The sequence below is a fragment of the Microbulbifer sp. Q7 genome, from assembly GCF_001639145.1.
Taxonomy (GTDB): Bacteria; Pseudomonadota; Gammaproteobacteria; order Pseudomonadales; family Cellvibrionaceae; genus Microbulbifer.
In genome coordinates this window covers 793,797-814,931 of the sequence record NZ_LROY01000001.1, presented here as the reverse complement: position 1 = coordinate 814,931, position 21,135 = coordinate 793,797, and the positions used below count along the sequence as shown (strand labels likewise).

At 57.3% G+C, this 21,135-nt stretch carries 14 protein-coding genes; 4 read left to right on the top strand and 10 right to left on the bottom strand.

Translation table 11 applies throughout. The features are described from left to right. Positions 1-3: 3 nt before the first annotated feature. The 7 genes from tssM to AU182_RS03250 all read right to left on the bottom strand — a co-directional run bounded on the left by tssM (position 4) and on the right by AU182_RS03250 (position 10,686). Positions 4-3,540: a type VI secretion system membrane subunit TssM gene (gene tssM, locus AU182_RS03280; protein ID WP_066960565.1), complete on the bottom strand. Its 3,537-nt coding sequence runs from the start codon at positions 3,538-3,540 to the stop codon at positions 4-6. Positions 3,541-3,592: 52 nt separating this feature from the next. Further along, entirely contained in the window at positions 3,593-4,402 is an 810-nt protein-coding gene (gene icmH / locus AU182_RS03275) for a type IVB secretion system protein IcmH/DotU (protein WP_227718137.1), read from the bottom strand. Between the two features lie 50 nt (positions 4,403-4,452). Continuing rightward, the gene (tssK, locus tag AU182_RS03270; protein WP_066960562.1) at positions 4,453-5,790 is read right to left on the bottom strand and encodes a type VI secretion system baseplate subunit TssK; all 1,338 of its coding nucleotides are present in this window, start codon (positions 5,788-5,790) and stop codon (positions 4,453-4,455) included. A gap of 63 nt (positions 5,791-5,853) precedes the next feature. Further along, positions 5,854-6,441, bottom strand: a complete 588-nt coding sequence (tssJ, locus tag AU182_RS03265; protein ID WP_227718101.1) for a type VI secretion system lipoprotein TssJ — start codon at positions 6,439-6,441, stop codon at positions 5,854-5,856. A 77-nt stretch (positions 6,442-6,518) separates the two neighbouring features. Continuing rightward, entirely contained in the window at positions 6,519-8,225 is a 1,707-nt protein-coding gene (tagH, locus tag AU182_RS03260; RefSeq protein ID WP_066960551.1) for a type VI secretion system-associated FHA domain protein TagH, read from the bottom strand. Between the two features lie 5 nt (positions 8,226-8,230). Next, positions 8,231-9,652: a type VI secretion system contractile sheath domain-containing protein gene (locus AU182_RS03255; RefSeq protein ID WP_193754279.1), complete on the bottom strand. Its 1,422-nt coding sequence runs from the start codon at positions 9,650-9,652 to the stop codon at positions 8,231-8,233. 80 nt (positions 9,653-9,732) lie between these two features. Continuing rightward, positions 9,733-10,686, bottom strand: a complete 954-nt coding sequence (locus AU182_RS03250) for a transposase (protein WP_227718100.1) — start codon at positions 10,684-10,686, stop codon at positions 9,733-9,735. A gap of 107 nt (positions 10,687-10,793) precedes the next feature. On the opposite strand from AU182_RS03250, the gene AU182_RS03245 reads away from it, so the two are divergent. The 3 genes from AU182_RS03245 (at position 10,794) to AU182_RS03230 (ending at position 16,477) form a co-directional block, all read left to right on the top strand. Then, positions 10,794-11,660, top strand: coding sequence for a Stp1/IreP family PP2C-type Ser/Thr phosphatase (locus tag AU182_RS03245; RefSeq protein ID WP_066962076.1), 867 nt, complete (start codon positions 10,794-10,796; stop codon positions 11,658-11,660). Between the two features lie 194 nt (positions 11,661-11,854). Then, on the top strand, positions 11,855-15,007 hold the full coding sequence (locus AU182_RS03235) for a DUF6531 domain-containing protein (RefSeq protein ID WP_193754278.1): 3,153 nt from the start codon (positions 11,855-11,857) through the stop codon (positions 15,005-15,007). Positions 15,008-15,247: 240 nt separating this feature from the next. Then, complete coding sequence (locus AU182_RS03230) at positions 15,248-16,477, top strand: lytic polysaccharide monooxygenase (protein ID WP_082859176.1); 1,230 nt, start codon at positions 15,248-15,250, stop codon at positions 16,475-16,477. An 85-nt stretch (positions 16,478-16,562) separates the two neighbouring features. On the opposite strand, the gene AU182_RS03225 is transcribed toward AU182_RS03230, so the two are convergent. After that, positions 16,563-17,759, bottom strand: coding sequence for a multidrug effflux MFS transporter (locus AU182_RS03225; protein WP_066960533.1), 1,197 nt, complete (start codon positions 17,757-17,759; stop codon positions 16,563-16,565). Positions 17,760-17,949: 190 nt separating this feature from the next. On the opposite strand from AU182_RS03225, the gene AU182_RS03220 reads away from it, so the two are divergent. Further along, the gene (locus tag AU182_RS03220) at positions 17,950-18,966 is read left to right on the top strand and encodes a succinylglutamate desuccinylase/aspartoacylase family protein (protein ID WP_066960530.1); all 1,017 of its coding nucleotides are present in this window, start codon (positions 17,950-17,952) and stop codon (positions 18,964-18,966) included. A gap of 95 nt (positions 18,967-19,061) precedes the next feature. On the opposite strand, the gene AU182_RS03215 is transcribed toward AU182_RS03220, so the two are convergent. Together AU182_RS03215 and AU182_RS03210 are read right to left on the bottom strand one after the other, a co-directional pair. Further along, positions 19,062-20,288 carry a lytic murein transglycosylase gene (locus AU182_RS03215; RefSeq protein ID WP_066960527.1) on the bottom strand — a complete coding sequence of 409 codons (1,227 nt, stop codon included), beginning with the start codon at positions 20,286-20,288 and terminating at the stop codon, positions 19,062-19,064. A 137-nt stretch (positions 20,289-20,425) separates the two neighbouring features. Further along, positions 20,426-21,094, bottom strand: a complete 669-nt coding sequence (locus tag AU182_RS03210; protein WP_066960524.1) for a hemolysin III family protein — start codon at positions 21,092-21,094, stop codon at positions 20,426-20,428. Positions 21,095-21,135 lie beyond the last annotated feature (41 nt).

Below are 21,135 nucleotides of genomic sequence, written 5' to 3'. Positions count from 1 at the left end.
CGATTACAGTACTTGCGGACAGCGATATCCGCCCAGCAAGCCTTGATCGAATGGATTACTCACGCCGGCTGCAGAAAGTTTGAACTGGGCCGAACGTCCGGATTCTCGGAAAGTAACCAGATGCTCAGACCCGTTGCGTGAAGACTCCAGTTCTGAATTCAGTAGTAGTCGGTACCAGGCCCAGTCGCCTTCGAAATGTTGCCGATGTACGGTTTCGTTCAGGTCCTCAAACAGAATCCGTACCCGGTTCGTTTCCCCGCCGCGCCAATCCAGTTTGGAGCGCGTGCGCGGACCGTGTGAATAGGGAACCCGCTGATTGCCAAGCTCCAGTGAAAACAGTCGCACACCCGAATCCAGCTTGGTTGGCTCTATGCGGAAACTGTACCCGGCCTGCTCACCCTGACTGAACAGGGTTTTCCGGATACGCTCCGCGCGCTCCATTTGGTGCAGTGCACCACTGGAAATGCCCAACGTCTGGCCTTCCAGGGCCTTAAGTCTCCAGTTGCGGGTATCTACAAACGGCTTCAGGTACTCCTGTACGAACTGCTGCTCGATACCGCCGGGCTTGAAGTACTTGTTGAACGCCATTACCGGCGCCTCCTGGCTGCCGCTGGCCCGGAGAGGGAACCGGTCCGCGAGGCTACGGCTATACACACTGTATACTTGCTCTCGCCATACGCGGTCGATGTGGCGTTTGGCTTTCGCCATCACCAATCCCCAGGAGCTGTCTGCAATCTCCTCCAGCCACTGGTCAAACGGTGCTGGAGCATTGGCGGCCTTCACTCGCAATTGCTTGATTGCATCTCCGGCGCCATTGAAGCGAGCCCTGGCCTTGTTGAAAGCCACTTCATCGGTATCCACACCACTGTCAATCTCCGCCAGATAGGCCTGTAGCTGGGTGATGCTGGAAAGATAATCCTGTACGCGGGCCGGTCGGCTTTTTTCGCTGCGGGTCAGCCTTTGCAGCGGCTCAAACCGAAGGTCGACCACGGTCGGCTGAAATTTATCCGCCAGTTTGCTAGCTGCACCACTGACAGCCGCGGTGCTGAGGCGACGGGTGGTGCTGGAAACCGGAAGCGGTACGCCACTCGCGTCCAACGGCACTTCAGGTCGGGGGGTCAGTAATGTGTTGTCCGAAGTGATTTCAACAATGGCAAGCAGGGGCGAGTACACAGGGTCGGAAAGTTTTGACAAGATATCCAGTGCTTGTGAGGTGGACTGGAACCGCTGGATCGGGAACCCCGATACGAACTGCTGCCAGCGCTGTTGATATTCGCCGAGATAGATTCGCTTCACGTCCTCTCCAAGCCGCTTGCGGTCATCTTCATTGAAATCTTCCCCACTGAGCTCCCCACCATATATCCAGCGTTCGTCTGCCAGCTGATCCAGTAGCGGTGAATCGGCATCGAAGTTCAGCTCCTTATATCCAGCCTTGGTATACAGGTAAGGAATATGGAAGCGGCTATCACCAGGATCGACGCCAAACAGTTGTGCGGTATCTCCACCCACTTCCCCGTAGAGGTCGATCTGTGTCTGCCCCAGATCGCTGCGCAACATCTGTGCGTACAGGCGCTGCGGTACGGGAATACGGCGCAGTTGCTGCCGAGCCGTTGCAATGGCCCGTTGATTGGGCTCAAGATCCTCCGGCAGCGGTGAAGAAAAAAGCCGCTGCAGATGGGTCATCATCTGCTCTTGCTTACCTGCCTCGCCCGACAGAGTCTGTGACCAATCATTGCTGAAATATGCCGTTAGATCTTCGAGGCTGCGCCTGTCTGTATTAAACAACATCAAATAGGTCTTTAGCGTTTGGGGTAGTGCTGGATCCGCGCTGTCGAGCATTAACAGTCGCTGTTCCAGGGAACGCTGCAGGGCCGGCAAAAACGTCAGTGCTAGCTGCTGGCGATAAAGGCGGTCCGCCGCGGCATCGACCCTCTCATCGTACAGACCGAGATTGTTGAGCCAGGGATGGTCTTCTTTCTGATATACGCTCGATGCGGCGTTCAGTGGCGCGAGCAATTCGAGGGTTTGCGAGGGAGAGAGTTTACGACTGCCCAGTTTTTTCTTGGCTTCTTCGTAAAACGCGATATTGCTGCGGACTTCTCCCATATAACGATGGTTCTGCGCGATGCTCCCAGTCCACAGGAATATAGCGCCGACAAAAGCCGCGCCGGACGCTACATAGACGGAACCGCGCAGCCAACGGGTAACGCGCTCAACCTTGCGGTTCACGCCGACCAGTTCGGCTTCCGGGAATATCACATCTTTTAACAGACGATGTAGGAAGTAGCTCTTGCCTACCCCCTGGAATCGCTGCGCCACATCCCGTTCGAGACCGAAGTCGGAACTCACCGAGGCCATCATCCGGTCAATCGGGCTTCCCTCCTGTGTGCCACTGGTAAAGTACACACCGCGTACCATGGGCACCGTGTCGTAGCGGTTGGCACTGAACGCCTGCCTCACAAAATCGGACAGTACGTTTTGCAGGCTCTCCATGCGCGCAGGGAATCCCTGTAACAGAGCGCGCTTCTCGACATTCCGCTCCTGATGTACACGCCAAAGGACCCTCTGATTGAGCTGTTGGATCAAGGCCTGGAACTCGCTAGCAAAGTCATCGAGCGGTGCTCCCGCCCCCGCATGTGCCTCTTCTGGGAAGCTGATACCCCACACCTGCTCCCGCTCAGCCTGGGAAAGGTTATCGAAATATTCGCTGAAGCCTGCAACGAGATCGCACTTGGTGAAGGTGAGGTAAATCGGGAAGCGAATCCCCAATTGCTGCTGTAGATCATTAATACGCGCGCGGATTGTCTTGGCCTGATGTACGCGTTGCTCGGTGGTCTGCACCATCAGGTCCTGCAGGCTAATCGCGACCAGCACCCCATTAATCGGACGGCGACGGCGGTAGCGCTGCAATAGATTCAGAAAGGCTTTCCAAGCATTATTATCATATACCCGGTGACTGTCCTGCGTAGTATAGCGACCGGCGGTATCAATCAATACCGCATCATTGGTGAACCACCAATCACAATTCCGAGTGCCGCCTACACCCCCGAGCGCCTCTTTTCCGTGACTTTGTGCGAGCGGAAATTCCAGGCCAGAATTGACCAGTGCAGTGGTTTTACCGGACCCAGGCGGGCCGATAATGATGTACCAGGGCAACTGATAGAGTGAAACATTACCACGCTGGGATTTAAACCTTGCCTTGCGCAGAACCTGCATGGCGTCGCGAAAACGTTCCGACAATGCATTCAGCTCTTCGCGGCTCCGCTCCTCGTCGGGATCCACTTCTTCCTGCGATTCTTCAATACCTTGAATCAACGCTTGGTTCTGTCGACGCTCCACCAGCCACTGGCTCAGGTTCCACACCAGCCAGGTTGCAAACATAAACACGATGATGGTAAGACGCGCACCTGAAGGCAGGGTGGCATTATCACTGCCGAATTTTATGTAATCGGCACCAAACCAGATCAAAAGCGAGAGCGCACACAGGCCAATCAGGCCCAGCACCCACTTATTGGTGAAAAAAATCGCCAGTCGTTTCATGAATTACTCCAGTTCCCGAGACCATTCTGCGCCGGGCAATCAGCAACCGTATCTAGCGCGGCTGCGCAATGTTGTCCTGCAATTCAGGCATCAGTGCCTGTATTTCTTCTGCTACCGGCGTTGCGCTCTGATACAGCCACCAGCGGTACCCGCTGAACGTGGCTACCAAAACGCCGAGCACCACACAGGCAATAACCCAAAGCGGTACGTAATGGATCAGCCTGGTCTTGCGATCCACACAACCCTGCCAGCGAGGGGAAAGATCGCGGTCCATAGCCGGACGATGGCTTTCAATAGTGCGGTACAAATTGTCACGGATCTGTTCCAGCTGCTCATGGCCTCGCTGTACCAGGCGATACTTGCCCTGGAAGCCAAGGCTGAGACACAGGTAAAAAAGTTCCAGCAGTTCAATATGCGATCCCGGTGTTTCCAGGGTGCGCTGCAGGATCAGAAAGCATTTCTCACCACCGAAGGTTTCTTTGTGGAACAGGCTTAACAGCGAGTGCTGGCTCCAGCCGCTTGCGGTACCCCAGGGAGTGGACAGCACTACTTCGTCCACCACCGTGCACAGTAGATATCGTGCGGTCAGCACCGTTTCCTGGGAGAGGGATAGCTGTCTGGCCTCGCGCTCGAAGCTCTGAATCTCCCGGGTCAGCCGCTTGTGCAGGTCCGGCACATTCGTGTGGTTCATCGTGCTACGGAGCTTGATGATAGCCCCGAGCAACTTGGAAGCCGCCGAGATCAGCGGATTCAGACTGTTGCGTATACGCACCTCTCCAAGGGCTATGTCGGGGACCGTGGGTTGCTGTGGCTGGGGCGGCTGTCTACCCGCGGGCGCGGCCGCTCCTGGAGTTGGGATCATCACTGTGCGGTCTGCAGCACCGGGCGCTGAATAAGCATCATTACTCATGTTCAGTTATTCCTTATTGCCCACAGTTCCATAGTAAGGCCGGGGAACTCCGCTCCCAGATGTACCGCGAACCCACCGGAGCGCTGCATTGCCTGCCATAGCTCGCCCGTCCGCTCGAGTTCGAAATAGGTAAAGCCAGCATGGTAAGGAATCTGCCGTGGCGCGACCGGTAGTGCACGAATAGACAGGCCCGGCAACTGCGCGGAAATGAGTTCACGGATTGCCTCCACCGGCGCGACTTTTGCCTGACTGGGAAACCGGCTGCGCAGCAGGTCTCCAGGCATATCCGCCTTTGCCGCCATCACAAAGCTCGCGGTTTTGACCAGAGACGGATCCGTTACCGGCGCCACATATATCCCGAACTTACGTTGCACCAGCTCCATGGCGATGGCGGTCTGCTCGAGGACTGTGGAAAGGGATTGTCGCAATGCGGAAAACAATCCCACATAACTCTGCTGCAGGTTTTCGTGCATATAACGCGGGATTTCCGGCGGTCGTTTGTTGGCGGCAGTAAATGTGGAGAGCTCGCCAGCGAGCTGCAACAGCTCCAGGAACAGACTGTGCGGATGCAGCCGGGGCTGTCCGGTGATCTGTTTGAGCAGAGGCTCAACACGGTTGATAACCTGCAGTAAAAGATAATCGGCGATCTCAGCAGAGCCACTGCGACCGCTGTCTGCCAGGCGATGGCCAAGTGCAGTACCACGATGATCCAGCAAGCCCTTCACTTCTTCGATATACGCTTTGAGTACCGGAGAGGCATCAGCGTTTAACAGCGGCGGGATGTAATCGGTATCCAGTTCAACCGGCTTTTCCGGCTGCCGCTCGCGAATACGGGTAATACCGATTGCCGCATAGCCGCTGAGATCCTCACTGCCGAGCTTCAGGCAGGCCCGCAGTTTGCCCACCTGAATCCGTGCCGCCTCGCCGGAAGTGGAGGCGCTGTTACGCGCGTCGAAGTTGGCGGCCTGATAGCGTGCCTGGGGAAAATCTTCCTGGTCTCTGACCGACTCCTGGCTTCCCGGCCGCTTCATCGGCACACACAGGTAGACAGTTTCATCCCGGGTATTAACCGGCACATCCAGCACATCCGGCAGGTTTTCATTCTCCGGCGCCAACACCGGGGTGCCATCGGGAAAAATTCCACTGATTCGGGATAGAGAAATTTTTCCCATGGCCAGCGGTTCGCTGTCGATGGCCAGTTCCAGCAGTCCCCACGTATAGGGGCCCAGGGCACCCGTGCGGGCCTCGACCAGCTGTTCCAGATAGCGGTCCTGTTGCTGGAAGTGCTGTGGACGAAGGAACATTCCCTCGCTCCAGATAACCTTATTATTCGCCGACATACGCTGTCCTTGTTGCGGCGCCAGGCAGTTGCCTTGCGGATTGGATGAGATCGAATTTCCGATTTACTTTCCGGACTGCTGCAGCTTGCGCAGTCGCTCATACTCTGCGCTCGAAATGGTTACCGTGTTGTCTTTTTTCGATTCACCACGGGCAGCACGGCGACGCATATCAAGGGCTTCTGTAGAAGCCATGCGCGTACCCTCAAGAGTGATCGCATATTCATTCTTTCTGTGATCGATAATCGGCAACAACATCAGCGCATCAGCATCCTGATACTGGACAAACTCCGCCAACAGGCCGATATATCTAACTTCTGGAGTGAGTGCCAGCTGTTCGACCCGCTGCTCTCCCGGAGCGAACTCCTTGAGAACGACTGTATCAATCAGGTCCTTGCCGAGACGGGATTCGGCGTTTTCATACAAGTTGAGAAAATCTTCACGGGAAAACTGACGATCATCGGCAAGCATGAATACCCGTACGACTACCGGTGAGGCACGTCCATCGCTATCCGGGTTTACGTCATTTTCGATCTCGACCGCCAGCGCAATGCTGGTATCCAGGTTCAATGTGCGGCGAGTGGTCTGACAGGCCACGAGCCCCATGACCAGCGCGATCACAACCAGTCGTTGAACTATCTTTTTACTTTCCACAGTGATCTCCATATGTTCGCCGGCAGCCCTGCGGGCACCGTTTGATTTTTACAGCTTTATAAACATCGTTTTTCTTATCATTGGCCTTTGCCAAAACTGCGCGCGTTCTTGAGTTCGGATAACTGACTTTCGTACGTAACAGCAAATTCATCACCAAAAAGACGTCGGTAGCAGGCTTCCGGGTCGCTGATCAGCTGCCGGTACATCTCTACAAAATTGTCCCAGTTGCGCGCGCCCTTACTGGAAAAGACACCGCCCTGCGCACCATTGCGCCGCTCGATAGATTCCGGGCTGAAAAAACGCAACATCGCATCGTAGCCGGCGCGCATTCCGGAAAGCACTGCCACCTGATGATCCGACAGGTCATCAAAACTGTCGCGCACCGCTTCTACCGGCTGCAGGAATGCACCGTTGCCTGCAAACATGGCGGCCAGCGCATCGGCCGCACTGGCACTGAACTTGAGTGGATTATTCGCCTCGGTCTGTATCATGGTGCGCTGCACGCGCAACTCGTTTTTTATGCTGGTGCGTGCACGTAACAGGTCGATCAGTCGCGACACGGTTTCCTCGATAATCTCCGCGGACTGCTGATCCAGATGCTGGAGCTGCTCCGCACGCAAATTGAGACCGAGCCTTTCTGCCAGCATGTTCCCTTGAATCGAGCCTTGCGGCTGCGGCTGCGCACTCTGGGATGGCGCCGGGACAGGCGCAAATTGCTGTGAAGCACCGGCGAACCCAGCGGCGGTCAATGGGGTAACAGGAGCGCCAGTGGACGGGGCGACAGCGGGGGCAACCATCGGCTCGGAATCGGGCGCTGCGGGTGTATCAAAACCCGGGGCACCCTGCACCTGCTCACTCACCAATGCAGAGAGTGAATCGGCGAAGGGATTGTTGGCGGTGGGCGCCGGGGTAACAAGCGGCTGCGGAGTCTCGGCTACGGTGCCGAAAGATTGATGCTGCGCGCTCCCCGTCATGGAATTGGGTTGCGGGGGCGCCAGCGGAGGACTCTGCAGCGCAGACTGACCCGACTGCTGTACCGAAAACTGCATCGCGTGGCTATGTACGGGTGCGTGATCTGCGGCGCTGCCCTCTTTCCACCAGTCATCATCGCCTCCCCAATGATCAGCGGACGCCACGGGCGGCACAATACCCGCACCAGGAACATTCAGCATTTCCAGTGGATCGCTGGGTGCTTCCTGACCGAGAAAGCCGTCCATCGACTCGCTGCACGGCGCACCGGTCAGGTATCCCCATTCGCCGCTCGGATTGCTGCTGGCGCCCGCACCTGCTCCCATATTCCCCCCGGTATTGCCTGCAGTGGGATCCAGCCAGCTATCCAACTGCTTTGCTTCCTGGGCGGTTTGCATTTTTGCCGCTGCCGCCGGGCTGAATGTGGTTCGGTCCGCGCTGTCTAGGAAATCAGCCCCACCCAGGCCATCGGGCAATCCTGCTTCGGCCCTGGCCTGGCGAATACTGACTTTCAGCCGGTAGTCTCCGAGGACAATTGCATCGCCATCCGTCAGGGCAACACGGTTGCCCTTGCCCAGTGGGTCCTCTGACTGATTGTGATAGGTCCCATTGGTACTCTGATCGATCAGGTAAAACTGGTTGTTCGCAAACTGGATCTCACCGTGACGCGATGAAACCACACGCTGGGGATCGGGTAGGACCCAATCATTACTATCGGCGCGTCCAAAGCTGCCTCCGGCGCTACTGAACAACTTGGTGTGCTTGATCATGTTGGCGCCTTCCGGATCGGCAACCACAGAGAGGATTAAATCCATGACGTTCAACTCCAAGGCCCGCAGAGCGGGGTTCCGGCAAGGGACTGTAGTTTTGGCAACACAATTTGATCCCGGCCCTGCACCGAGCGCAGGGTGGACAGGCCAGCAGATTGAAAACGTGCGGCACCAGCATCTGTCATCAGGGCTTCCGCACAGGGCGTCATCCACGGCCCCTGGGGTAGGCGGCGCAAATGCAGGGGAAGGTCGGAGTAAATATCGGAAGCGATGACGGCAGGCTGACCGCGGGCGACAAACTCTCTACACAAGGAGAGTGCCAGTAGGTAGGCACCATTGCCCCACAGATAGTACTGGTGGCCAAGCTCAGGGGTGAGCTCTTCAAACTTGAAGGTCTCGGTACGTGCGGTATCCGCACCATAGGGCAGGCGCAACATAAAGCGGGGAGCAGCCAGTGCTATATGTGCGCAGGCATCGTATTCACGCACGGCCTGCCAGCTGCTGGCGAACTCTTCCGACAGCGGGTAATTCCAGTCATCGGGATCCATGGAACCGGCGAGATTGGCGCAGCCGGCGAGGCGGCTGTCGCCCCCCATCAGCAATGCGCTACCTGCGGCTTCGGCGATGGTGGCCAGATCGATCAGCATATGCAGATCCCGCTCTTGATCCTCGATAAAGAAATCCCCCAGGATCAGGTTGTAGGGCATTCCCCCGGCCACGGCCTCACCTGTGACCAGACGCTGGAACAGCTGCGATTTTTCCAGATCATCTTCTGCCTGCGACAGGTCCGCCAGTATCTCTTCCTTGCTGACATCGATCAGGTGAAGCTCCAGGCCGGGGTGATCCTCGAGGCGACGCAGCAACAGGTGCAGGCTTCGCCAGCTGGCCTCTATCTGACGAAAATCACTGTGGTGCATGATCTTGCGCATGGCTTCGGACGCAGCCTGGGCAACCGCCTCCAGATATACGCCCTGGTTAACGTCTGGTTTTTGCTGCACATAAGGAGCAACGATGTCTTTGATCAGTTGATCGATCTGCCCCGTGGCACTGGACTGGTATTCCTCCTGGTACGCCTGCCCGGAGAGAATCGCATCCAGCATCGAGCGTGCCGACAGTCCACCTGCGGTATGGTGTGCAGATGAGTCCAGCGCTGCCAGCTCCGGTCGCCACTGCTGGATTTCATCGGCGGCGCGAGAAAAGTCCGCCGGTGTCAGTAGCTGTTTTTCCAGCTCGATAAATTTCTTGAATAGGGGTACCCGCTGATACAGATAATCCGGATGCAAGTCGTCGAACTCCAGCAGGTGTAACGGCTGTTCCATGAGCGGAAGGCGAATACTTACCTGTAACTGCTCGAACAACAGTTCAAAATTATCTTTGCGTAGTGGATAAGCCCTCCGCGTGGCAATACTGCCGGGGTCACATCGCTTACCACTGCCTCGGCCACTGAAGTCGCCCAGTATCGCAACCTTCAAACTGGTACCACGGTGCAAAGTCGACCCGTGATCAGCCTGCTCACCAAAAATCGTTCCCGAGGTGTTTAACGTCGCCCTGCTCATACGCCGGTATCCATGGTCACTGGTATAGCCACGGGCTTCTCCTCCCCGGTGGCGCCCCCCGTTGCATCTGGTTTTTCTTTTGGTGGTGGTATCAATTCTGTATTCCGGGTCCGAGCGCTATCAGCACGCGCGGTTACCGGAGCATCCGCGTCGGTTTTGCGCGTGGTATTTTTCCGCGGCCTTCCTCGCTTCAGGGGGCGCACTCGCTGGTTAGCGATCTGTTCAATTTTGTCCTTGAATACATCGCCTCCGAGTATCTGGCCGAGCTTGATGGTCTCAGCAATGTACTCGAGCAATCGCCGATCGAAGCGATAGCGGAAAAGCTTGCGATAGGCCTCGGCACGCTGTTGCGGGGTTTCACCCAGCTTCAGATAAAGACGGTGGTCGGTAATCACATCACTTGCTTCATTACTAGCGTGATGACTGAAGCTGGACCACGGATAGGCACCCAGGGAATCTGCCAACCCAAGGTACAGTGGACGCAATTCCACATAGCGATAGCAGGTTAGAAGATACGCATCCGAATCGATCAGACTGGACTTATAGCGCCCCGCCCAGAGCGTTCCGGAACGTTTGTACTTGTGATTGACAAACTGCACATAACGCCGCCCCAAAGATTGCATCATCGAAGAAATACCGTCTGGCACTCTTGGTGTAGCGATGATCTGGATCATATTCGGCAACAATACATAGGCATGCACCTCGACCCGATACTGGTCTGCCGCATTGCGCAGGCTGCACAGATAAAATTGATAATCCTCCTCAGCATAAAAACAGGGCAAGTTGTTATGGCCTACCTGCACGATATGCTGGGGAATATCAATCAGATTGAGTCTCGGGAGACGGGGCATCTTGCCGATAATTCCTTTTAATTTGCACAACCGTACCAGTTGCGCATCCGTTACTATGGAAGGGCACGCATTATTGCAAAACCAGTAAAAAAAATTCAAACGTTACTCGTTAGCGCGTTAACATTAACTCATTACATTTATGGAATTTCGCTCGCGCGCGGAACGGAATCTCGTTTTTACGGACAGGTCATGGAGTAATGACAGACATGGAGCCCATCAGGCTGGCTGTCAACGGACGCACCGATATCGGCCAGGTGCGAGAGGAAAATGAAGACAGTATCCGCTGCCATAGTAGCGAGGATCATCCCTTTGCTTATGTTGTCGTTGCAGACGGTATGGGGGGATACAGTGGCGGCGCCATGGCGAGTAACATCGCCGCCGACACTCTTCAGGACCAGCTCGACAAATTACTTAACGCCATTTTTCTCTCCTGCTCACCACAGCAACAACAGCTGATGCTGCGTACAGCTCTTGTTGACGCCATTGGTGTGGCCAATCGAAAAATTCTCGATAAAAAACAGCGCCATCCGCAGTTTTCCCATATGGGCACTACCCTGGTGAGCGCTGTGATCTGGCAGGATTTCCTGGTGGTGGCGCATATCGGTGACTCCCGTGCCTACCTCTGGAACAACTACGGCCTGCAGCCATTGACCAAGGATCACAGTGTGGTTCAGCAGATGATTGATTCCGGGCAGCTGACCCGGGAACAGGCACAGTCGTCCCAAGTACGCAATCATATTACCCGTGCACTGGGTGTCGCCGAGAAGGTCGAAGCCACCATCAATAGCTGGACATTAAAGGAAAGCGCACTGCTTTTATTGTGCAGTGACGGCCTGACTGAATACTTGTGCGATCATGAAATACAGCGGGTTATGGCAACCTATCGTCCCGCGCTGGAATGTGTGTACCACTTTATCGATGATGCCAACCAGCGCGGCGGACGTGACAATATCAGCGCAGGGATCATTGAGTTCTGCAATCGCGCGGATGCGGTTGTTGAGTTCTCAGGAAATCCAGTCACGCTAAAGCCGAAGCAGAAAGGTGACATCACTATAAGAAAGACACAGCGCTAATCAAACACGTTACAAGTTTCGGCCCAAACCCTATTAATTGAGTAAGCCCAATGACACCGGAAAGTCTGGTCGGTTTTATTCCTTCCGTTCTCGCTGACCTCGCCCCGCCGCAGCAGCCTCCATCCCCGAGCGATGTTTTTGCTATCTGCCAATGGTTACGCAAACCTGGAAATGGAACAGCCGTACCAGTCGAGGTGAAAAATCCGCTGTGGCCCAGTGCTCCGACTATCAAACCGATCGATTACTGCCTGACAAATTTCACCAGCCCAGCCATTCTCCACCTACCGGATAAGACACCCGTTCAGCTCTGTAACTACCCTGGCACCAATTTTCGCGGTGAGCCTACCCCAGATATCGTTCAGGCCACCACTGTCCTTGGCCACGTGATCGCATTTAATGGGGAGGTCGCTTTTGAACGCACTGACTTTGTCCTCTCCGGGCCATTCAATTTTTCCTGGCAACGCTTCTATCGACAAAGTGTCGATGGTAATCAGGGCCTGGGCCAGGGATGGCGGCACACACTCAGCGAGCAACTGCAACTTCCGGAGCCGGGAGCCGACAGTAACAAGGTCATACTCAATACCGCCGAAGGACGCTGTATTGCTTTCGATCTGCCGGCCATCGGCCACGGTAGTTTCAATCGCAGCGAGCGACTTTGCCTGCTGCGACAGAGCCTGCACAGTTTCCGAATCTCGGCATTCGATCAACCGGATAAAATTTTTCGCGCAGATGGCGCCGGCCGTAGTGTTCCTCTCAGCGAGATCCGGGATGGCTTCGGCAACACCCTGACAATAGATTATCAGGAGGGGCGGCCCCACAAGATCGTGACATCCTGGGGGCGCACCCTCTATTTTGTTTACCGGCAGGGGTGTCTACAAAAAATTTTCGACTCCCCAGAAAGCTCGGATCATGCGCCTCTGTGTGATTACCAGTTTGATGACGAGCAGTGCCTTGGTACGGCAGTCAGCAATAACTGCACCCACGCAAACCATGCATCACGCCGCAGTGAATCTTACTCCTACGAACAGGGACGACTCTGCAAACTGCGCAGCGATGAAATCGGCCACCTTGCATTCACCTACGACGGTATAGAACGCTGTCGCCAACTCAGTGTGGGGCGCCAGCAGTACCTGCTGCGCTGGTCATCGGGACGACGCGCGTGCACCCTGTCGGTTGATGACCAACACGATATCCAGTGGCAGTTCGACACCCGCGGAAATACCATAAGCCGCCGGCAACATGGGCGCGAGACCCGTCGACGCTACGATTTCTATTCCAATCTGTGCCTACAGGTAGATAGTACGGGGGCATCCACTTTATTGCGCCACGATGAATTTGGCCGGCTTGTGCGCCGCACCCGCCACGGCGTACACCAGCATTACATTTACGATGCCAGGGGGCGATTGCTGGCCAGCGGGATCAGCGGCCCCGACGGCCCCTCTGCCGTCTGGAAGTTTTCCTACCAGGAACACTCGCGGCCCACGCAGGTGGTCGATCCCGCGGGCAACCAGTGGCACTGCGACTACGATGACAAAGGCCAGCTGCGCCAACTCAAAGATCCGGAAGATGGCTGTGTGAGCCTGCATTGGGATGCACAGGGGCAACTGCGGGAATTGCAACAGGGCGACCGTCGATATCGCTGGCAGTATGACGAGCGGGGACGGCCGCGGGCGTTTGACGCAGGTAACTCAGACACCGCAACGGTACACAGCTGGGAATACGACATTTTCGGCACTCTCTGCAAAAGCACATTGGGGGCACAAACCTGGACCCTGCGCTGCGATGACCATCACCGCCCCTGCGCCATCGAATATCACGGAGAAACGCAGCTTCAGTGGCAATACGATGAACTCGGCCTTGTGCGTCATATTCGTTTTGCTGCGGGCACTCCCTGGCAGCTGGATTACAATCCGCGCCGGCAGCTTATCCGGCTACACGCCGGCAATACGCAATTCCGCTGGCAATACGATGCCTTCGGCCAGTTGAGTCAGTTTTTCGGCGATGGGGGCCATCAACAGCGGGAGTGGCTGTACGATCTCGGCGGTCGCGTCACTGAATACCGCGACAGTGATAACCACTGGTTTCTGGCCTACAACGCCCGCGGCACCCTAAATCAGATCCGCAACAATAACGGGCAGCAGTGCAACTTCCATTTCGATACTCACGGTCGCCTGCTGCAGGCGACAAACGACTGCTGCACCCTCCGCTACCGCTACGATCAGCGCGGTTTGCTCATCGCCGAGCACCGCGACCTGCAGCTGGAAAATCGCAGCGAGAGTCTCAGTATCAACCACCAGTATGACAGCCGGGGCTGGCTGCGCAGCTCCAGTTCCGACAGCCTCAATGTCACCTACACGTTTGCCGCCAGCGGGAATCTTTACGGTATCGATGCCAATGGCAAGCTGGTACTGCGCTGTGAGCAACGGGAAAATAGCGTGGCCTGGAGCCTGGGCGAGCACGAGGTCGTCAAACAGTATGAAGCCGGCGTGCTTACGACCATTACCCTGAACGGACAACATCGATTACCCCTCCAGAGTCGCCAACATCCCGCTAAGGTGCCAACCGCTCCCGCACAGTTTCTGCTGCGTGCGGCAAACGGACACACGGGGCTCGACCCGCGCGGCAATGTGGTTGACGAAGTGCGCCGAGACCACGGCGAAGTGTCGCACTATCACTACCAATACGATGGCTGGGGACTCCTGCACAGCACCGAATGCGGTGATTTCAAAACCTATTTCCACTACGACCCTTTTGGGCGACGGGTCGCCAAAAGCAGTACCCATCGTCGCTCGCGGCGACAACAGCGGGTGCTCAGTCACTGGTCCGGTCTCAGCCTGTGGAGCGAGGTAACTGTGCGGGACGGCCAGCGAACGCGCTTTCACTACCTCCATCACCCCATCAGTTCTGCTCTGGTGGCGCGCTCACTCGACCGTTCGAACGGCGACAGTGAAACAGGCAGTGCGAACAATCCACTGCAGTACTGCGTCACCGATGATGATGGACAGCTGCTGGCGCTGCTGGACGAGAGCGAACCGGATACGCCAATCTGGCAAAGGGAAACATTGGACCCCGCTGCGAACGCGATTCGCAATCCCGGCAGCTACCGGGGTCGCGAGGGCATCTTCGATGTGGAAACCCAGCTTGTATACCGCGATTTCTGCTACTGGCACCCCGCTCGCGCGACGCAGGGTGGCAACCCATCGCCAATCCTCAGGGCGCCCCTGGATATTGGTCAGGGGCGCTTGATGGCACTGCACCAGGATCCGCAGCCTGCCCGCGCTTCAGGTGCGGACCAGGGGCTGGATTCAGACCATGTGGCGGAGCGGCTGGCACAGCACGACGTTTAGCGGCATCCCAACACCGTCGTGTCGCGCTCAACCAGCCACTGGCTCTGCCAAAACAAGCACCCCGTCACACAATTGGCCCACACCCCGTGGGGTGCATAAGTTTTGACGCTCCATTCCCCAACCACCCACACAAATTCCATTAGCATGACGCCGCGAAGACAGCGTTGTCATTTTTTCGTAGGCGGCGTGCACGCTTCGCTCCGAAAAACATAATTAACAATAAATTTAAGGAAATCTGTCATGCATCACACCAACAAATCTTCGCGAATACGGCGTTCACAGGCCAGCAGCCAGCAAGGTAGCGGCGCGCTGCGCGCGCTTACCTTGTTCGCATTGTGCGCACTCCCCGGCCTCGATGCCCACAGCCACGGCACCATGGAAGTTCCGGAGAGCCGCATCTACAACTGCTTCCTGAACAATCCGGAAAACCCCGCCGACCCCGCCTGTGCTGCGGCCAAGGCCCTCGGCGGTACACAGCCGTTCTACGACTGGAACGAAATCAATCAGGCCAATGCCGCGGGCAATCACCGCGCACTGGTACCGGACGGGCAGCTCTGCTCCGGTGGGCGCAGCAAATACGCGGGCATGGACCTGGCACGAAGCGACTGGCAGGCAACGCCGATCACCCCCAAGGCCGATGGCACGTTTGACTTCACCTTCTGGGCAACAGCGCCACACGCCACGGATGAATGGGTGTTCTATATCACCCGCTCCGGCTACACCGGTGCCGATCCGCTGAAATGGGGTGACCTGTTCGAGTTCTGTCGTTTGGGCAATATCCCCGTAGGGGCCGATAAACGGTACACCCTGACCTGCCCCCTGCCCGAGCTGACCGGCAAGCATGTGATCTATACCACCTGGCAGCGCTCTGACAGCACGGAAGCCTTTTATACCTGTACCGATGTGGTACTCGGTGACGGCACACCCAGTGTCTGGGCGGATCAAGGCCCACTGCAGGCACAGTCAGACCTCGCGTCTGGCAGCCAGATAAGCTTGCGGTTGTTCAATAGCAGCGGCAACGACATGGAAACCGTCGCCTTGCAGCTAACGCAGGATTCGACCGCTGCGGAATGGGCACTGGCATTTGCCAACCGGGTCAACAGCCAGTCCCAGTATGCGCGCATCGGTGTCCTCGACCCCTCCAGCGATACCATCACACCGCGATCGAGTGCAACGGAGAACCGGGTGTACACGCCGGCCGATTTAAACCTGAGCCACGAGGTGGATATCCAGCCGGCAGATACTGGCGGTGACGACGGTGGTGATACGGGCGGTGGCGGTGATTACGACTACGCCTACCCTGCAGGCATCGGTAGTTACGTACCCGGAGAGACGGTAGTGCTGAGCAGCGACGGCAACCGTTACCGGTGCCGCCCCGCCCCGGAAGGGCAGTGGTGCAATATCAACAGCGCCTTCCATTACGCACCGGGCACCGGTACCAACTGGAGCGACGCTTGGACGCGCCTATGATGAACCGCTAAATGATCCGCCGCTAAACAGAAGCGCCCGGTGCTCGCCGGGCGCTTCTGTTACTGACCGACAAATCCACTGGGCCTCAAGTGGTGACGGCATGCGAGGGCTGGCGCAGGGTCATCACCGACAGCAACACCGCCACCGCACCGCAGACCGCAATCGCGACCACCAGTGTCCGCGGTGCACCGTCAAACACGGCACTCACGATGCCAATGGCGACGGCGCCCAGCATCATCTGCAGCGTTCCGCCGAGTGCTGCCGCGGTTCCCGCAATGGGGCCGTGGTCATCCAGTGACAGGACCATGGTGGTCGGCACGACCAGGCCGAGAAACGCATTGGCCAATAACAGCATCGCCACCAGCACAGCAAAGTCGTCAACACCCATCAGGTTGAGCAGCAGGTGAAGTAAACCGCTGAGCGCGAAACCGGCAACCGCCCACTTCACCACACTCACACCACCAAAACGCTCACACAGGTTGGCGGCAAACTGGCTCGTTGCGAAAAAGCCCAGCGCATTCACGGCAAAGGCCAGGCTGAACTGGGAGGGGGTCAGTCCGTAATAGTCCGTATACAAAAATGCCGCAACGGAAAGGAAAGAGAAAAAGCCCGCCGTGCCCATGCCGCCGATCAGCGTCATCCCCATAAAGTAACTATCCCGGAACAGCACACGAAACGCGCCCAGCATCGCCGCGGGATTTACCGGCACCCGCTGATCCACCGGCAGGGTTTCCGGCAGGGCAAAGCGGATCAGTAACAGGCTCGCTACCGTCGCCAGCGCCACCGCATAAAACACCGAAGGCCAGCCAAATGGCGCCATCAGCAGGCTGCCTACCAGCGGTGCCAGCATCGGGGATATGGAAATGACCAGCATCACGGTAGTCATCAGCCGCGTGGCCTCGGTACCGGTGTAACGGTCACGGATAATCGCCCGCGGGATCGACATCACCGCGGCTGCACCTACCCCCTGTACAAAACGCAGCGCAATCAGCCACTCGATGGTGGGGGCGAGCGCACAGCCGATCGAAGACAGTAAAAAAACCACCAGCCCGAAATACAGCGGTGGTTTGCGCCCGAACATATCCGCGGCCGGCCCATAAAACAGCTGGCAGGCACCAAAGGCGATAAAAAAAGAGACCAGGGTGTACTGGGACATGGCGGTCGGCACACCGTAGTCCTCCGCCATGGCCGGCATCGCGGGCAGGTACATGTCGATGGCGAAGGGGCCGACACAGCTCAGCAAGCCGAGCATCAGCGCCATTTTAATCAGGTCGGGTTTCATGGGCTCTCGTATTCCGGGTGCTACCGGGTAGCAACTGTTACCGCCGGACAACCACGCCCGAACACCACCCGATTCTAACAGCCCCCTGCAACACGCCAAGCCGCGTACCGCAGAACACGATAATTGACTTCCACCAATTGCCGAGTCACCACTAGAATAACCGTCAAATCACCATAGCGACCCATCATCCATGCAAGAGCCCTTCGAAATAGCCGGTGTCAGTGTGCCTCGCGGCGAGACCCGAAAAATAGAACTTCCCATCGTGCGGCTCTATACCGATACCGAAATGGCCATCCCGGTGTATGTCCACCGCGGCAAGCGACCCGGCCCCACCATGTTCGTGTGTGCCGCGATTCACGGCGACGAGCTGAACGGAGTCGAAATCATCAGCCGCCTGATCAACAGCAAGGCGCTCAAGTCCCTGCGCGGCACCTTGATTGCCGTGCCGGTGGTCAACGTGTACGGCGTATTGCACCAGTCCCGCTACCTGCCAGACCGGCGCGACCTGAATCGCTCTTTCCCCGGCTCCTCGCGCGGCTCCCTCGCCGGGCGCATGGCGCATGTGTTCCTAGAGGAGATCGTCGCCAAGTGCGATTACGGCATCGACCTCCACACCGGCGCCATCCACCGCAGCAACCTGCCGCAAGTGCGCGCCAACCTCGACGACCAGCAGACCCGCGAAATGGCCAGCGCCTTCGGTGTGCCGGTCCTGCTCAATGCGACCCTGCGCGATGGCTCGCTGCGCCAGGCCGCCGCCGACCTGGGCGTTCGCATCCTGCTTTACGAAGCCGGTGAGGCCCTGCGCTTCGATGAACTGTGCATTCGCGCCGGTGTGCGCGGGGTACTGAATGTAATGCGCAAGCTGGACATGCTGCCGCCCAAAAAGGGCCGCCAGGGCATCGAGCCGTTTGTTGCGCGGCGCAGCGGCTGGTTGCGCGCCGGCGACAGCGGCATCGTCAATCACAAGAAGCAGCTAGGGGATCACGTCAAGAAAGGGGAGGTCCTCGCCACCATTGCCGACCTCTACGGCAACGAGCTGGAAAACGTACTGGCGGATGCGGATGGCATTATTATCGGCAAGCAGAATATTCCGCTGGTACAGGAAGGTGAGGCCATGTATCACGTAGCCTATTTCCACGAACCGAATGAGGTACTGGAAAACCTGGAGTTACTGCAGGACTCGTTGCTTCCAGAAGAAAATTTCTGATTTGTTCTCACGAAGCACGCGGTAGAAAGTGAAGGGCGGGTGCCCGCCCGCCTTAGCAGGCGGAACAAGGCACCCGAAGTACCGCAGCGGCAATCTTATTGCTTGCGGAGGAGTTCAAGCACTTCCTTGCTGGGGAAACCCTGCAACTCAACGCCTGCCTCTTCTTCAAACTTGAGAATCGCCTTGCGGGTACCACCGCCGGCCTTGCCGTCGATCTCGCCGTCGTAATAGCCCTTCTCTTTCAACTTGGTTTGCAGCTCGATCACCTCATCGTGATCCAGCTTGGTAAATGGCCGCTTCCAGTCTTTGGTCAGCGGCTTGGCACCACCAATCTGGTCCGCAAGAATACCCACCGCCGCTGCGTAGCGATCCGAATTGTTATAGCGCTTGATCACGAAGAAATTTTTCAGCATCAGAAACGCCGGGCCCTTGCGCCCCGCCGGGACTTTGAGCTCTGCCATATCATCCGGGCGCGGGAACGCCTGGCCGCGCACGCGCTTGACCCCGAGCTTCTCCCATTCCGATATTTTCAGCTTGCCCGCCGGCAGCTTGCGCTCTGGAATAGTCACCTCGTAGCCCCAGGTCTGGCCGGTGACCCAACCATTCTTGTCCAGCAGATTCGCCGCGGTTGCCAGCGCATCCGGTACCGAGCTCCAGATATCGCGCTTGCCGTCTCCGTCCATATCCACCGCGTACGCCTGGTAACTGGTGGGGATAAACTGGGTGTGCCCCATGGCACCCGCCCAGGAGCCGGTGAGGTGGCTCTCATCGATATCGCCACTTTGCAGGATCTTCAGTGCCGCCAGTAACTGGCTGCGGCCGAACTTTTTGCGCTTGGGGTCCGCATAAGCCAGTGTGGCGAGCGAGCGCACCACACTGCGCATGACCGTCTGGTTATCCAGAATCGCGCCAAAGCTCGACTCCATCGACCAGATCGCCAGCAGGATGTTTGGATTGACGCCGGATTGCTTTTCAATCTTGTCGAGCCACGGTTTCAGCTCCTGTTTCTTGGCGCGACCACGTTGCACCGCGAACTTGGTGATGCGATTGTCAAAATACTGCCACGCCGGCGCTTTGAATTCGGGCTGATAACTCGCCTTGTCCAGCACCCACTGATCCGGCGAATCAATGCCCTTAAAGGCGCGGTCAAAGGTTTCTGCGGTGATCCCCTCCTTCATTGCCGTCTTGCGGAACTCTTTCTTCCATTTTTCGAAACCCGGATCCGCAGCAGCGCCCGCCACCAGCGGTAGCGCACACAGGAATGCAAACAGAATGGAAATAAAACCGGTGCGACGCACCGCAACAGAGGCAACCTGGCCCATAACGACTCCTTGGCAAAACACGCTCGCTCAAGGGTAGAACGGAAGACCGGTAACGGAAAGGGAGGAATGCCGCCAGTCACTCAGGCTGTGACCGGCCCGACACTCTTTTCAACAAAACGGAGAAGGTGGTGCCGCTCTCAGCTCGCCGGCGGAATCACATAAAACAGTACCGCAAAGAAGTGCAGCACACCGCCCGCGAGTACAAACAGGTGCCAGATGGCGTGGTGGTAACGCAGACTGCGCCACAGGTAAAAACCAATGCCGCCGGTGTAACACAAGCCACCGAGTACCAACAGCAACAGACCGCCGGGCGCCAGGTTGTCCATCAGCGGCTTGATCGCCGCAATCACCACCCAGCCCATCAGCGCACTGAGCGTGATCGACAACGCACGGATCTTCTTGAGCGGCGTGAACTGGATAATCAGGCCCACCAGCGCCAGCGCCCAGATAATGCCGAACAGCCACCAGCCCCAGGGGCCGCGCAGGGTGACCAGGGTAAATGGGGTGTAAGTACCGGCGATCAGGAGGAATATGGAGGAGTGGTCCAGTGTACGCAGTATCTGCTTGGCAGAGACGTGGGTGATGCTGTGATACAGGGTGGACGCGGAAAAGCACAGAATCAGCGTCGCGGCGTAGATACTGCTGCTGACGATGTGCCAGACATCCCCCCGCAGGGCGGCAAAACTGCACAATACGCCGAGGCCGGCGATGGCAAGCAACGCACCCACACCGTGGATGACGCTGTTGGCGATCTCTTCCCCAAAGCTGTAACGGCTAGTGACCGCTTCGGTCAGGCTATTGGACATGGCGCTTACCCGTTCTGCGAACCTGCATCGATCCTGTTAGA

What these genes read in the sequence shown, in the direction of transcription:
- tssM (WP_066960565.1), bottom strand. Translation starts at nt 3,540, where the DNA reads ATGAAACGACTGGCGATTTTTTTCACCAATAAGTGGGTGCTGGGCCTG.
- icmH (WP_227718137.1), bottom strand. Translation starts at nt 4,402, where the DNA reads ATGATCCCAACTCCAGGAGCGGCCGCGCCCGCGGGTAGACAGCCGCCC.
- tssK (WP_066960562.1), bottom strand. Translation starts at nt 5,790, where the DNA reads ATGTCGGCGAATAATAAGGTTATCTGGAGCGAGGGAATGTTCCTTCGT.
- tagH (WP_066960551.1), bottom strand. Translation starts at nt 8,225, where the DNA reads ATGGATTTAATCCTCTCTGTGGTTGCCGATCCGGAAGGCGCCAACATG.
- AU182_RS03245 (WP_066962076.1), top strand. Translation starts at nt 10,794, where the DNA reads ATGGAGCCCATCAGGCTGGCTGTCAACGGACGCACCGATATCGGCCAG.
- AU182_RS03230 (WP_082859176.1), top strand. Translation starts at nt 15,248, where the DNA reads ATGCATCACACCAACAAATCTTCGCGAATACGGCGTTCACAGGCCAGC.
- AU182_RS03225 (WP_066960533.1), bottom strand. Translation starts at nt 17,759, where the DNA reads ATGAAACCCGACCTGATTAAAATGGCGCTGATGCTCGGCTTGCTGAGC.
- AU182_RS03220 (WP_066960530.1), top strand. Translation starts at nt 17,950, where the DNA reads ATGCAAGAGCCCTTCGAAATAGCCGGTGTCAGTGTGCCTCGCGGCGAG.
- AU182_RS03215 (WP_066960527.1), bottom strand. Translation starts at nt 20,288, where the DNA reads ATGGGCCAGGTTGCCTCTGTTGCGGTGCGTCGCACCGGTTTTATTTCC.
- AU182_RS03210 (WP_066960524.1), bottom strand. Translation starts at nt 21,094, where the DNA reads ATGTCCAATAGCCTGACCGAAGCGGTCACTAGCCGTTACAGCTTTGGG.